The sequence below is a fragment of the Mycobacterium kubicae genome, assembly GCF_015689175.1.
In the GTDB taxonomy this organism is placed as follows: Bacteria; Actinomycetota; Actinomycetes; order Mycobacteriales; family Mycobacteriaceae; genus Mycobacterium; species Mycobacterium kubicae.
Genome location: NZ_CP065047.1, coordinates 4,200,232 through 4,214,784, shown reverse-complemented (window position 1 = coordinate 4,214,784; position 14,553 = coordinate 4,200,232). Strand labels below are relative to the sequence as shown.

Sequence of the window (14,553 nt, the reverse complement as noted above, 5' to 3'; positions counted from 1 at the left end):
TCACTCGGACACCGCCTGCGGTGCCTGACGCCCGGGGGCCGGCGCGCAACGGTTGGCGACCCATTCGCGTAAGTCCTTGGCCGGCAGCGGCGGGCTGTGCACGAAGCCTTGGGTGATGGTGCAGCCGTACTGTCGCAGCTTGCTCAACGTCACCTCGTCTTCGACGCCTTCGGCCACCAGGTCGGCGCCCAGGCTGCGCGCCAGCGCCACCGTGGACCGCACGATCGCGACCGAGCGGGGGTCTCGAGCCAGCCGTCCGACGAATATGCGGTCGAGTTTGAGTTCGTCGACCGAAACATCCTGCAGGCGCGCCAGCGACGACCAGCCGGTGCCGTAGTCGTCGAGCGAAATGCGAACTCCCAAGCGCTGCAACGCCGCCACGGTGTTGCGCGAGCGCACCGAGTCGACCAACGTGCTCTCGGTGATCTCGATGATCAGCGTATTGGCGGGCAGGCCGTGGTCGCGCAGCAACCGCTCGATGGTGCCGACCAGATCGAGGTCGAGCAGATTCGTCGTCGACAGGTTCACCGCCACCGTCAGCGGCATGCCGTCAGCTCGCCATGATTCGGCTTCGGCCAGCACCAGGCTCATCGTGCGGTAGGCGACCTTGCGCATGAGTCCGGCGCGTTCGGCGGCAGGCAGGAATTCCTCGGGCAGCAGCAAGCCGCGGGTGGGGTGGTGCCAGCGCAACAGCGCCTCGACGCTGTGCACGCTGCCGTCGCGCGCGTTGATCTTGGGCTGGTAGTGACACGTCAGCTCATCACCGCTGGACAGCGCGGCGCGCAGTTCCTCGATGAGGTTGGGGTCGTTGTCGCGGTACAACTCGAAGGTCGAGTCGTACACCGCGATCTTGCTGCTCACCGACTTGGCATGGGGCAACGCGGTTTCGGCCCGACTCAGTAACTCCTGCGGGTGATCGCAGTGGTCGGGGCACAACGCGATGGCGATGCGCGCATCGACCTGCACGGTGATCGGGTCCAGGGCGAACGGTTCACTCAGCGCCTCGAGGAGTCGCCCGGCCTGCGCGCGTGCGGCGACCAGGTCGGCCCCTTCGGTCAGCACTATCGCGAACGCGTCATCACCTGGGCGCGCCAGGAAATCTTCGCGACGGACGTTGTCGGACAGCCGTTTTGCGATATGACACAACAATTCGTCGCTGTAGTGGTGGCCTATCGAGTCGCTGATCTCCTGGAATTCGTACAGCTCCAGCAGCAACAGCGCCCGCCGCGATGGTGTTCGGGAAGACAACGACGGCCCCACCGGCGCATTGCTGGTCGCTGCTGTCAGTGCGGTGGCCAGCGAGCGCCGATTGGGCAGCGCGGTCAACTCGTCGGTCATGGCGTGTTTGTGGCTTTCGGCCAAGACGCTGACGTCGCGGAAGGTCACCGAAAAGCGTGCCGCAACGGCGATCAGGCTCAACGCCGCCAGCGTGCCGGCCAGCCGGGAGCTCGGGCCCACGACCGTGACGCCAAGCGCTACCACGGTGCACGCGACCGGCGTGGCGTACGCGCCGAGCCCTCGTTTGGTGGGCTGGGCAATCGCGGACCGCGGCGCCCAGCTGGCCATCGCCACCAGCAGTGCGGACAGCGGCCACCCGACATCGAGTAGGGTCCCGGCCCGATAGTCACCGGCGGATGTCTCGAACAGATACCGTGCGTCGGCGACCGCGACCAAGATGAACGCGAAAGACAGTACGCCCCACCGCAGTTCGTGGCGCCAGCCCAGGATGGGCAGCATCCCCGCGGCCAGCGCCAGCAGCACCAGATCGCCCCAGGGGTAGACCAGACCCACCAGAACTGTTGCCGGTGCCCGCATTGCCGCCGCGTGCACCGGTCCGGCCGCCACGGCGGCGGCCACCGCCGCCATCGTCAACCCGCACACCAGCGAATCGAGCTGGATCGGGGCGGGCACCCCGTGCAGGCGCGCCCGCATCAGCAGCAGCAAGCCGACGTAGGCCAATGGGTAGAACGCCAGATACAGCGGGTCGGCCGCGGACGGTGACTGGCCGTCCGGCACCCACAGGGTGTAGACGACGTCACCCAGCGCCGAAATGGCCAGCGCGGCCGCGATGACGCTCCACGCCAACCGGTCGGCGGCAACGCGGCCGGCGCGAACGGCCACCAGTGCGGCCGCCGCTGCGTTCAAGATCGGGTAGAGGATGTCGACGAAAAACCCTTCATACCGGGCATGGTCGTTGAGGACGCTCGACGCGGTGAAGGCCAGGACGCCGAGGCCCAGCGCGGCGATCGCCAGCCGGATCGTCATCGGGGGCCACCGCACGCCGGCGGCCGGTTCGGTCGTTCTCCCACCGGCGGACGTGGTCACCCCCGCCAGGGGGGCTAGGGTTCGGGTGAGCGCCGCCGCGGTGTGAGAACCGCTGACCGGCAGCAGGTTACCGCTCAGAGTCGTCGCCCCGCCGGCCGGCTGCGGCAAGGCATACGGGAACGGCGCATCCGGCACGAAGCTACGAATGCATTGTCCCCCTTCGCGTTTGGCGGCGTACATGGCCAGGTCGGCGTGCCGCAGCAGCTCGTCGACCGTGCAGCCCGACGCGACGGCGGCCACGGTGAAGCCGATGCTGGGGCGGATGTTGAGCGGCACCCCATCGATGACGATCGCGGCGGTGAAGGCGTCGAGCACCCGGTGGGCGGCGGCTTGTGATTGCTCGACGGAACCTTGCAGCAGCACGGCGAATTCGTCACCGCCGAGGCGGGCGACGATGCCGGTGTCACCGACCGCGGCGGTGAGACGTCCGGCGACCCTGATGAGAAGTTCGTCGCCGGCGGGATGCCCCAAAGCGTCGTTGACCGACTTGAAATTGTCCAAATCCAGACACAACACCGCGATCGGCGCGGTGTTCTGGCGTTGCTCGGCGACGGCCTCTTCCAGTCGATGCAGGAAGTGAGCGCGATTGGCCAGACCGGTCAAGCTGTCCCGGAAGGCTTCTCGCGCGACTTCGCTCAACAGCTCCTGATTCTCGACGAGCACGACGAACTGTCGGGCCAGCACTGCTGCCGCCATGATGCCCAGCGCGGCCGGCAACGGGCCGTGCAGCGTGTGACCGACCGCCTGGCCCAGCCCGACGGCACAGGCCAGCACCAGCGGCAAGTAGGGCAGCCAGAGGCGGCTGCGGAACACGATGTGTTCCCAGGAGGACCGGGTGGGCGACTCGTGGACGCTGGACAGCGCGGCCAGCGCGAACATGCCCAGGCCCGCCACTCGGCCGGAGTCGGCGAAATCGCCGAGGTGATAGCTGCCCACACCGGTCTGGAACACCAGCACGATGTCGGCGACGGCGACGGCGGTGACTCCCCCGGAAACCAGGCTTCGGCTCGGCAGGTCGCCCGGACGTACCCGCGACAACATCAGAATCGCCGTCGTCAACAACACCACGTCGGCGAACACCTGGACCAGCGTCGCGGGTTGTGCACCGCTGTCTTCGCGCAGTTGTTTGTCCAAGACGAACACCCACGACACCACGAACAGCGACGTCGCGACGATCAGCCCGTCCAGTACCACCCGACGAGGACTGTGCCGAGACAAGTTGGACAACAACACCAGCGCCGCCATCGCGCCGACCGGGTAGAGCAGCAGCACCACTTCGCCGGCCGCCGGGTGCCTGGCGTGATCCATTTCAGGGCGCACGTCATAGACCGCCCAGATGACCTCGCCGGCCGCCCAGCCCAGCAGCGCCGTCAGCAATGCCAGCCAGCCGAGCTGCCGGCGCCGGTCGACCGCACAGCGAGCCGCATAACCGGCACATGCCGCGGCGAAGAGCAAGCCGAGCACCGTGACCACTTCGTCGACGGGCCGCCGTCCATCCGCACCGCAGAAGATCGGTGCGGCGGCCACCACGAGCAACCCGGCACCGTACAGCCCGGCGACCAGCCAACCGACGGGCGCGCGCAGCCCGAAGCGTTGCCAGGGATTTCCCGTCCAGGGTGTCAAGGTTGCTCCAGCGGTTGGCGCGCTGCGGTGCTGCACCGCGCGGTAGCAGGATAAGCTGCGCGCGCCCGTCGTGGCTGGCTTACCGAGGCGTCAACGCAAAGATCGGGATGGGCCGCGACGTCCGGCGCTGATAGTTGCTGTAGCGGTCGAAGTTGTTCTTGTTGACGACCTGCCAAAGGCGCGCGTAGTCGGCATCCTCTGCGGTGACGCGCCGGGCACGGACCGCCAGGCGCTGCGGGCCGACGTTGATCTCGCAGTCCGGATGCTTGCGCAGGTTGTGGTACCAGCCCGGGTAGCGGTCATCCCCGCCGTTGGACGCGACGATCAGGTAGGCGTCGCCGTCGCGGGCGTAGGTCAGCGAAGTGGTGCGAGGCTGGCCGGTTTTGGCGCCGACGGTATGTAGCAGCAGGCTGGGCGGCACGCCGGGAAATTTGTGCCCGACGCGGCCATTGGTCTTCTGATACAGCGTGTCGTGCAGCCGCAACAGCGGGATACCGACCCATTGCTCGAACCGATTCAGATTGCTCATCCACTCAGTCTTACGGATTGGCGTCGATGCGGGCCAGCGCGTCGCGCAGCAACTGGCCGGTGGCTTCCCGGTCCGGATCCCGGCGCACCAGCAGGCCCTTGGCGACCGTCAGCTTGTCGCCGTTGCGCCGGGGCAGCACGTGCAAGTGAATGTGGTTGACCGTCTGAAAGGCCGCGCGGCCGTCGTTGATGCCGATGTTGGTGGCGTCGGCCAGTTCCGTCGAGCGGGCCGCGCGCGCGACACGTTGGCCGATGGTGATCATGTCGGCCAGCGTCTGCGCCGGTGTGTCGGTGAGGTCCACGGTGTGCCGTTTCGGTATCACCAGCGTGTGGCCCCGGGTGAACGGGCGGATGTCGAGGATCGCCAGATAGCCGTCGTCTTCGAAGACCCGGATGGCCGGTGCCGCACCGGCGGCGATCGCACAGAACACGCAGGACATAGCGTCACGGTAGCCGAGCCCGGACCCGATACGCTGCGGCGGTGGACGCTAGCGAGCTGGCCTTCGTCGGTGCCGCCGCACAGGCGGAACTGCTGGCCGAGGGCGAAATCACCGCACCGATGTTGCTCGAGGTCTATCTGGAACGCATCGAGCGGTTGGACAGCGAGCTGCGCGCCTACCGCGTCGTGCTCTACGACGGCGCCCGCCAACAGGCCGAGGAGGCCCAGCAGCGCCTCGACGCCGGTGAGCGCCGGCCGCTGCTCGGCGTCCCGATCGCCATCAAGGACGACGTCGACATCGCCGGCGAGGTGACGACCTACGGCAGCGGCGGGCATGGTCCGGCCGTCACGGCCGACGCCGCGGTGGTCCGCCGGTTGCGCGCGGCCGGTGCGGTCATCATCGGCAAAACCAATGTGCCCGAGCTGATGATGATGCCCTACACCGAGTCGCTGACGTTCGGCGCGACCCGTAATCCGTGGCATCCGGGCCGCACCCCGGGCGGCAGTAGCGGCGGTAGCGCTGCCGCGGTCGCGGCGGGGTTGGCGGCCCTGGCGTTGGGGTCCGACGGTGGCGGCTCCATCCGCATTCCGTCAGCCTGGTGTGGGCTGTTCGGGCTGAAGCCGCAACGGGATCGGGTTTCGTTGGAGCCGCACGACGATGCCTGGTACGGGCTGAGCGTCAACGGGCCGATCGCGCGGTCGGTGGTGGATGCCGCGCTCTTCCTCGATGCGACTACGACGCTGCCCGGAGCGGAGGGAGAGTTCGTCGCGGCGGCCCAACGCGATCCGGGGCGGCTGCGAATCGCGTTGAGCACCAAGACCCCGACACCGTTTCCCATCAAGTGCGGCAATGCTCAATTGACGGCCGTGCACCAGGCCGGCGCGCTACTGCGCGAACTCGGTCACGAGGTCGTCGTGCGCGATCCGCAGTACCCGACCGCGCAGATCTATGCCAACTTCCTGCCGCGCTATCTGCGCGGCATCAGCGACGAGGCGGACGGGCAGGCCCACCCGGAACGCCTGGAACCCCGCACCCGCAACATGGCCCGCATGGGTTCGGTCTTCTCCGATCGGCGCATGGCGGCCGTGCGTGCCGCCGAGCCCGCCGTGAGCGCCCGGATCCAATCGATCTTCGACGACGTCGACGTCGTCATCACCCCGGCCACGGCGGCCGGGCCGTCCCGCATCGGCGCCTACCAGCGCTGCGGCGCCCTGTCGACGTTGCTGTTGGTCGGTCAGCGCGTGCCGTATCTGCAGGTGTGGAACATGACCGGACAACCCGCCGCGGTCGTGCCGTGGGACTTCGACGACGACGGGTTGCCCATGGCGGTGCAACTCGTCGGCCGGCCCTACGACGAGGCGACGCTGCTGTCCCTGTCCGCGCAGATCGAGCAGGCCAGGCCGTGGGCGCATCGCCGGCCGCCGGTGTCCTGAACCGGGCCATCAACCCAACGTAATTGCCCGGCAAGCTGTTTGGTTCCATCGCCGCGCGGGCACGGCCGGTGTGCGAACCTGGACCACGTGGACGGGACGGCCGACATCGACGGGTTACTCGACGGACTGGACGGCAACGCGCGCGCCGAGCGAGCCGAACTCGTGAGGTGGCTGCTCGAGCAGGGCATCACCGCTGAGGAGATCCGCGCCACCAATCCGCCGCTGCTGTTGGCTACGCGCCATTTGATCGGCGATGACGGCACGTATGTCTCGACCCGCGAGATCAGCGAACGCCACGGCGTCGACCTCGAACTGCTGCAGCGCGTGCAGCGCGCCATCGGGCTGGTCCGGGTAGAGGACCCGGACGCCGCCGTCCACATGCGCGCCGATGGTGAGACCGCCGCGCGCGCACAGCATTTCGTCGACGCGGGGCTGGACGCCGACCAGGTGGTGCAGGTGGTGCGCACCTTGGCCGAGGGCTTGGCGAAGGCGGCCGAGGTCATGCGTTACACCGCGTTGTCGGCGATCATGCGTCCCGGACTGACCGAGCTGCAGATCGCCAGGCATCCAAGGCGCTGGTCAGCGAGATCGCGCCGCTGCTCGGCCCGATGATCCAAGACATGCTGATGCTGCAGCTGCGGCACATGATGGAAACCGAAGCGGTCAATGCCGGCGAGCGAGCCGCCGGAAAGCCACTGCCGGGAGCGCGTCAGGTCAGTGTCGCGTTCGCCGACCTGGTCGGTTTCACGAAGCTGGGTGAGCTGGTGTCGCCCGAAGAACTCGGCCAGCTCGCCAATCGGCTGGCCGATCTCGCCCGCGATTTGACCGACCCGCCGGTGCGATTCATCAAGACGATCGGGGACGCGGTGATGCTGGTCAGTCCGGACCCGGTGGCGTTGCTGGACACCGTGCTCAAGTTGGTCGAAGTCGTCGACACCGACAACGACTTCCCCCGGCTTCGCGCCGGAGTGGCCTGCGGCATGGCGGTCTGTCGAGCCGGCGACTGGTTCGGCAGTCCGGTGAACGTCGCGAGCCGGGTCACCGCGGTGGCACGACCGGGCACCGTGCTCGCAGCGGATTCGGTGTGGGAGCACGTGGGCGATGGCGCCGGCTACGGCTGGTCCTTCGCCGGCGGCCGGCGGTTCAAAGGCATCAAGGGTGAGACCAAAGTCTTCCGCGTTCGGCGCGGTGAAGGCACTTCGCAAGGGCGGCAAGCGACATAGGGCAGGCCCGGAGGACTCTGAGGGGGCGTACTGACTCCGTCAGATGCGGGTCGACGCGGCCGGCTCTCACCCCGTTCCCCGGCACTTCGATTTGGTCACTTCCGGGCCTGCTTCGCTAACAAAATACAACGCCACCAGTATGCGAGCAACGGTTTTGGCAATCCCCGGGAGCCTTGCCGATCCGGTCACCATTTCACCCACAGTGAACGGTCTTTTGTTAGGCGTGTAACGGTGTAATCATGTAATCATGACACGCCAGCACATGCATGGACGCCGGTACGGCCGCTCGGGAGGGTGGCAGCAGGCGCAGCAACCCGATGCCAGCGGCGCGGCCGAATGGTTCGCCGGACGCCTCCCGGACGAGTGGTTCGACGGTGATCCCGCCGTCATCGTCGACCGGGAGGAAATCACCGTCATCGGCAAGTTGCCCGACTCGGACGCCGCGGGAGAAGCAAGCTCCGCCCACGCCGAAGGCAGAGCCTCACGGTTCCGCGAAGAGACGCGCAGCGAGCGGATGAACATCGCTGACGAAGCGCAAGCCCGCTACGGCCGCACCGTTTCCTGGGGCGTCGACGTTCCGTCCGAAGGCGGCGTCAAGCGAATCCTGTTCACCCACATCGCCGTTCCGGTCATGACGCGGTTAAAGCAACCGGAACGCCAGGTCCTGGACACCCTCGTCGATGCCGGCGTCGCGCGTTCGCGCGCCGATGCCCTGGCCTGGTCGGTCAAGCTGGTGGGCGAGCACGCCGAGGAATGGCTGGCCAAATTGCGCGGCGCCATGTCAGCGGTCGACGACCTGCGTGCGCAAGGGCCCGATCTGCAAAGCTGACCGCCGGGTCTAGCCGGTCAGCCCTTGTTGACCTTGGCGACGATCTTGTCGGCGATCTGTGAACCCTGGTCGATGACGTGATAGCCGCACGCATTGACGTCCACGATGACATTGTTGGCCACACTCATCGCCCGCTGACACTCCCAGCCGTCGGCGCCCTCCTGGGTGTCCACCACGGTGATCTTGGGCGGACTGCCTTTGACGTCAGCAAAGCTCCACCGATAGGTCTTGCCCTTGTTGGTGACGGTGACCGTCTTGCCGGCGCAGTTCTTCCACCGGGACGCCGAGGTCTGCAGGTACGCGCGGGCCTTGTCGGCTGAGGGGAAGGCGACCGCGGCTTGATTGACCCAGTGGTCGTAGTTGTCGCCCGGTTCGGAGGACACCAGCCCACTGATGCCGGTGTAACCCGACCCGGCGTAGGCCGGAGTCTGGCTGGTGTACAGCACGCCCTGGCAGTCGGGCAAGGACACTGTGACGGTCGAGGCATCCATCGACGTAATCGGTTTGCCGGGTTGCATGTTCGACGAACCCATCACCGAGTTCACTTCCGGCGGCGACAACAGCAGCGAACTCAACCGGTCCTCGGCGATGGGCTTGGGCGGCGGCTTCGGGTCGGGCCGGGTGACCAGCCAGATACCGACCCCGCCCACGATTAGTACCAACACGATGACGACGGCCGCGACTGCCGGCCACGGGTTGCGCTTGCGGGCCGGTGGCAGCGGATGCCCTTGGCCCCAATGCGGGGGACCGCCGGGTTGCTGTGGCGGCGTACCACCCCAGCCGGGTCCCTGGTAGTACGGCGGAGCACCGATGGGTTGGCCAGGCATGGGGACGGGGCCGCTCGGCGGGGTCCACCCCGGCTGGCCACCGGGCGCGGGCGGCTGCTGCGGAATCGGCCCCGACGGCCCGGCCGGGCCGGAGCGCCCGGAACCGACCGCGCCGGCAAACGGCGGTTGCTGCACCCGCGGCGCCGGCGGCGGGGTGATCGGAGTTTGTCGCGGGGGAGGCGCCAGCGCAGTGGCCGGCAGGGTGGCGTTGGGACCATCGGTTGGGGGCTGGTTGACCGTCGCCTCCTGGCTGCGGCGCAGGATGTCGGCCGCGTGATCCTGGTCGGGATCGCTGAGCGCCTCGTGGGCGGCCAGGGCCAGATCACCGGCGCTGGCGTAGCGGTCCTCGGGCTTCTTGGCCATGGCGCGGGCGATGACGGCGTCGAAAGCTTTGGGAATGCCGGCGCGCGCCGCGCTGGGGCGCGGAATCGGGTCCATCAGGTGCGCGGTGACCAGCGTTCCAGCGCTGTCCGCGCGGTATGGCGGAGCTCCGGTCAAGCACTCGTGCAGCACGCAGCCCAACGCATAGATGTCGGCGCGGTAGGTGACTTCGTCGTTCGAAAACCGTTCTGGCGCCATGTATTTCCACGTGCCGACCGCGGTGCCCAACTGCGTCAGCTTCTCGTCGGTGGTGGCGCTGGCGATGCCGAAGTCCACCAGATACGCGAAATCCTCGCGGGTGACCAGAATGTTCTGCGGTTTGACGTCGCGGTGCATCACCCCGGCGGCGTGGGCGGCGTCCAACGCCGAGGCGATCTGGGTGACGATGGCAACCGCGCGCGGTGGCGTCAGCGGACCGAACCGCTTGAGCACGCTGTCCAGGTCGGTGCCCTCGACCAATCGCATCTCCAGGAACAGTTGGCCGTCGAATTCGCCGTAGTCGTGGATCGGTACCACGTGAGGTTCTTGCAGCCGACCGGCGATGCGAGCCTCGCGCTTCATCCGCTCCCGGAAGATCGGGTCCTTGCTGAACTCGGTGGACATCAGTTTGAGCGCCACGGTCCACTCTTTGACGGTGTGCTCGGCCTCGTAGACCTCGCCCATGCCGCCGCGACCCAGCAACCGTGTCAGGCGGTAGGGCCCGAACGTCGACCCCACGCGCGAGGTTTGCGCGTCGCTCATCGCTGATCCTCCCAATCAACCCGCAGTGCCGCCGACACTATCAACAACATTCAGCAATTCCCGCGACGTTTCGGTCGTCGCTGATGACGCCGAACCTCAGATACGCGCTTTGCGTTGCGGGTCGAGCTGGCGCAGGCGCAGCGCGATCAGCAGCATCAGAACCAGCGCCTGCACCGCACATGCCACCGCGGCCCACACCCAGCTGCTGACCTTGTAGTCCCACAACGGATCTTGTTCTCCGCCCGGGATGGTCCTGCGTAAGTCGTTGAGGTCGACGGTGGACGCGCTCATCGCAAACGCCCACCGCGACGGGGACAACCACGCCAGCTGCTCGAGCGGAATGCGGCCCCTGACCCCGAACATGCCGCCGCACAGCACGAGCTCGGCCATGACCACCAGCACCAGCAGTGGCATGCCGCGGTCGGCATTGCCGATCCAGGCCGAGATCAGCAGTCCGATGATCATCGAGACGACGGTGACCGCGACCACGGCGACGGCTATTTCGAGGGTCGGCCAGGGCACTACCACCGACTGGTCGGGAGGAGGCAGAAAGGCCGGGCCGAGGAAACCGAGGATCAGTCCCTGGCCGGTGGTCAGCACGGTGAGGACCACCAGTTTGGAAGCCAGATAAGCGCCGCCGGACAGGCCGATGCCGTGTTCGCGGCGATAGATCGCCTGTTCCTTGACGATTTCGCGGATGGATGCCGCACAGCCCATCAGGGCACCACCGATGATCAGCAGCACCAACAATTGCGAAGGTTGTGTCGACTGCTGCTCGATCGCCTTGGTCAGCGATAGCCCCGCCTTACCAGGAACCGCATGGGCGAACAGGCTGAGCAGCAGCGGCAGCACCAGCAAGAACACCGAGTATTGCCGGTCGGCGGCGATGACCGCCAGATACCGCCGGGACAAGATGGCGAATTGGGCGAATGCGCTCTGCTGTGCCACCGGTTTGGTCGCCGGTCCCGGACCTTGTTGCGCGGGACGCTCCTTCAGGCGGGCAGTGCTGGCCGCGCGCAGCGGTGAGGCGTTGAACTTTGCGGTCCAGTCGGTGGTCGTGTCATGTTCGAGAAGAATGAACAAATCGGCGAAGTCGCCGCAGTTGAGGTAACTGAGCGCCTGCTGCGGCGGACCGAAATAAGCCAACCGGCCGCCGGGAGCCAGGATGAGCAAGCGGTCGCACATGTTCAGGTGGGCGACGTTGTGGGTCACCACCACCACCGAGCGGCCGTCATCGGCCAGGGTGCGCAAGGTCTGCATCACCGACTTCTCATAGCCGGGGTCCAGCCCGGAGGTGGGTTCGTCCAAGAACAACAGCGAGGGCTTGGTCAGTAACTCGAGCGCGACGCTGGTGCGCTTGCGCTGTCCGCCGGACAAACTGTCGATGCGCTGATCGGCCTGGGTGGCTAGCCCGAGTTCGGTGAGCACTTCCTCGATGCGCTGCTTGCGTTCACTGGCCGAGACGTCCTGCGGAAAGCGCAGACGCGCAGCATAATTGAGCGCCCGGCGCACGGTCAGCGGGGCATGCAGGATGTCGTCCTGCGGCACGAACCCGATCCGGTGCCGCAACTCGGCGTAGTTGTCGTAGAGGTCGCGGTCGTCGTAGCGCACGGTGCCGCTGCCGGCCGGCCGGAAGCCGGTCAACGCGCCTAGCAGGGTCGACTTGCCCGCACCGCTGGGGCCCACCACTGCCAACAAACTGCGTTGCGGCAGAACGAAACTCACGTCGGAGAGCAGCACGCGGCCGGTTTTCGAGACCACCCGCAGGTTGGCCGCCTCGTAGGACACATCGCCGGTGTCGACGTATTCGACGAGCCGGTCGCCGGACAGGTGCAGCAGTTGGTGGCCGATGCCGACAATGTCGTGCGGTCCGATGACCGCCCGGCTGATCCGGTTGCCGTTGACATAGGTGCCGTTGGCGCTGTGGTTGTCGACGAGTTCCCACTGGTCGTCCCGGCGCCGCAGGATGGCGTGCCGGCGCGACACCAGCAGGTCGTTGAGCACCACATGGTTGTCGGGTGCGCGACCGATCATGACCACCACCTGGTCGATGGCGTGCACCGCCGACGGCGAGCGCGAGGCCGTCGTCTCGACCTGCCCGTCGGGTGAGGGCGCCGGTGTCACCGAGTCGCCGACCGGGATTATCTCGACCACCTGCCCCGACGACACCGAACCCAGCAGCACCTGGATCGGACCGCGGATGGGTAGACGCTCCACCCGCTGGCCGTCGACGAACATGCCGTTGCTGCTGCGATTGACCAGCGTCCACCCGTCCGGGGACGGCTCGAGCACCGCGTGGTTGCGCGACACTCTCGGGTTGTCCAGACAGGTGTCGGATTGGCTGGCCCGGCCGATGGTCCAAGCGCGGTTGGCGGTGGGGCGCCAGGACCGGCCGTCAGCGCGCAACTCCAGCCGCACCGGATCGGTCGGGTCGTCGGTGCTCACGAATGCTTAGCCCACCATTTATAGAGCTGATCGAGGGTCGGTCCCTGTGGGCTTCCTGCGACCAGGGCGTACACCAGCGTCTGCTCGTTGCTCCACATCACTTGCGGCTCATCGCCTTTGTAGGTTCCGCACGCAAGCTGGCCCAGAACCGTGTTCGGATCTTGGGTGTGCCACCAGGTACCCGGTGACGCCTTCCCGCCCGGGCAGCCGGCGAGGGTGAAGGTGCCGGTGAAGTTCGCGAACGCCTTTTTCAGCGCCGGCACATCGGCGTACAAGCCGTAGGCCGAAACGCGGGGACCGTTGACCTCGGTGTTCTGCCCGCAGGAGATCGAGGTCAGCGCGCCGGGCATGGTGCGGGTGTCGGGTTTGCAGCTGCCGGCGGGGTAGCCCGACGGCACCATGCTCAGCAGCCGAGCTTGGGCGGCCGACGCGGCCGACGTGGGCAGCGTCGTGGTCGTGGTGGTGGTCGACCTGGTCGTCGGTCTCGTCGTCGTGGTGGTGCTCTTGCGACCGCTCGCGGTGGTGCTGCCGTCGTCCTTGGTGACCGCCCAGATTCCGATCGCTCCGAGGATGAGCACCAGCACCAGCGCGGCAACGACGGTGACGATCAGCCATGGGTTCCGCGATCGCGGCGGTGGGGTAAAGCCCTGGTTCCAGGCCGGTGGCCCGCCGAAGTGCGGTGGTGACGGCGGGCCGGACGGCACACCGGGATAGCCCGGTGGCGAGGACACCGGTCCAGACCGAAAGGGTGGTGCCGCGCTTGGTGGGGTGCCCTGCGGGGGGCGCGGGTGTTGCAGGGTGGCCGGTTCGGCGGGCGGGGGCGGCAGGACGGCTTCTTGACTGCGCCGCAGGATCTTCGCGGCCTGGTTGCGGTCCGGATCGCTGAGTGCCTGATGCGCCGCGCGCGCCAGGTCCCCGGCGCTGGCATAGCGATCCGCGGGGCGTTTGGCCATCCCGCGCGCAACCACCTCATCCAATCCGGTGGGGATCCCCGAGCGGGCGCTGCTAGGCCGCGGGATGGGATTCATCATATGCGCGCTGATTAGGACGCCCGCGCTTTCCGACGGATATGGCGGGGATCCGGTCAAGCACTCGTACAAAACGCAGGCCAACGAGTAGATGTCAGCCCGGAAGGTCACCTCGTCGTTCGAAAACCGTTCGGGCGCCATGTATTTCCAGGTGCCGACCGCGGTGCCCAGCTGGGTCAGTCTTTCATCGGCGGTGGCGCTGGCGATGCCGAAATCGACCAGGTAAGCGAAGTCGTCGCGGGTGACGAGAATGTTGGGAGGTTTGACGTCGCGATGCATCACGCCGGCGGCGTGTGCGGCGTCCAGCGCCGACGCGATCTGGCTGAGGATTGCCACCGCGCGCGGCGCGCTCAGCGGACCGGATCGCTTGAGCGTGTTGTCCAGGTCGGTGCCCTCGACCAGGCGCATCTCCAAGAACATCTGTCCGTCGATTTCGCCGTAGTCGTGGATGGGCACCACATGCGGTTCTTGCAGCCGACCGGCGATGCGGGCCTCGCGCTTCATCCGTTCCCGGAATACCGGGTCGTTGCTGAACTCTCGGGACATCAGTTTGACCGCGACCGTCCAGCCCTTGACGGTGTGTTCGGCCTCGTAGACCTCGCCCATGCCGCCGCGGCCCAGCGGTCGCTTGAGGAGATATGGGCCGAACATCGACCCCACCCGCGAGTCGCGTGCCTCGCTCACCGCTAACCCTCCCCAGATAGCCGCATCACCAACGGTTGGCCATCCG

At 67.5% G+C, this 14,553-nt stretch carries 8 protein-coding genes and 1 pseudogene; 3 read left to right on the top strand and 6 right to left on the bottom strand.

Annotation, left to right across the window (positions count from 1 at the left end):
- The 3 genes from I2456_RS19690 to I2456_RS19680 all read right to left on the bottom strand — a co-directional run bounded on the left by I2456_RS19690 (position 1) and on the right by I2456_RS19680 (position 4,916).
- On the bottom strand, positions 1-3,876 hold the full coding sequence (locus tag I2456_RS19690; RefSeq protein WP_085073651.1) for a diguanylate cyclase domain-containing protein: 3,876 nt from the start codon (positions 3,874-3,876) through the stop codon (positions 1-3).
- 151 nt (positions 3,877-4,027) lie between these two features.
- On the bottom strand, positions 4,028-4,477 hold the full coding sequence (locus tag I2456_RS19685) for a nitroreductase family deazaflavin-dependent oxidoreductase (protein ID WP_068028077.1): 450 nt from the start codon (positions 4,475-4,477) through the stop codon (positions 4,028-4,030).
- Positions 4,478-4,487: 10 nt separating this feature from the next.
- Positions 4,488-4,916 carry an HIT domain-containing protein gene (locus I2456_RS19680; RefSeq protein WP_085073623.1) on the bottom strand — a complete coding sequence of 143 codons (429 nt, stop codon included), beginning with the start codon at positions 4,914-4,916 and terminating at the stop codon, positions 4,488-4,490.
- A 41-nt stretch (positions 4,917-4,957) separates the two neighbouring features.
- Between I2456_RS19680 and I2456_RS19675 the strand changes: the two genes are divergently transcribed.
- The 3 genes and pseudogenes from I2456_RS19675 to I2456_RS19665 all read left to right on the top strand — a co-directional run bounded on the left by I2456_RS19675 (position 4,958) and on the right by I2456_RS19665 (position 8,401).
- Positions 4,958-6,349, top strand: a complete 1,392-nt coding sequence (locus tag I2456_RS19675) for an amidase (RefSeq protein ID WP_085073624.1) — start codon at positions 4,958-4,960, stop codon at positions 6,347-6,349.
- 78 nt (positions 6,350-6,427) lie between these two features.
- Positions 6,428-7,572 (top strand): annotated as a pseudogene (locus I2456_RS19670) (adenylate cyclase regulatory domain-containing protein).
- Between the two features lie 247 nt (positions 7,573-7,819).
- Positions 7,820-8,401, top strand: a complete 582-nt coding sequence (locus I2456_RS19665; RefSeq protein ID WP_085073625.1) for a hypothetical protein — start codon at positions 7,820-7,822, stop codon at positions 8,399-8,401.
- A 17-nt stretch (positions 8,402-8,418) separates the two neighbouring features.
- Here I2456_RS19665 and I2456_RS19660 read toward each other — a convergent pair whose 3' ends face one another.
- The 3 genes from I2456_RS19660 to I2456_RS19650 all read right to left on the bottom strand — a co-directional run bounded on the left by I2456_RS19660 (position 8,419) and on the right by I2456_RS19650 (position 14,507).
- Entirely contained in the window at positions 8,419-10,350 is a 1,932-nt protein-coding gene (locus tag I2456_RS19660; protein WP_068159332.1) for a serine/threonine-protein kinase PknH/PknJ, read from the bottom strand.
- Between the two features lie 96 nt (positions 10,351-10,446).
- Complete coding sequence (locus I2456_RS19655; RefSeq protein WP_085073626.1) at positions 10,447-12,795, bottom strand: FHA domain-containing protein; 2,349 nt, start codon at positions 12,793-12,795, stop codon at positions 10,447-10,449.
- Positions 12,792-14,507, bottom strand: coding sequence for a serine/threonine-protein kinase (locus I2456_RS19650; protein WP_085073627.1), 1,716 nt, complete (start codon positions 14,505-14,507; stop codon positions 12,792-12,794). The genes I2456_RS19655 and I2456_RS19650 overlap by 4 nt, the downstream gene beginning before the upstream one ends.
- Between the last annotated feature and the right edge of the window lie 46 nt (positions 14,508-14,553).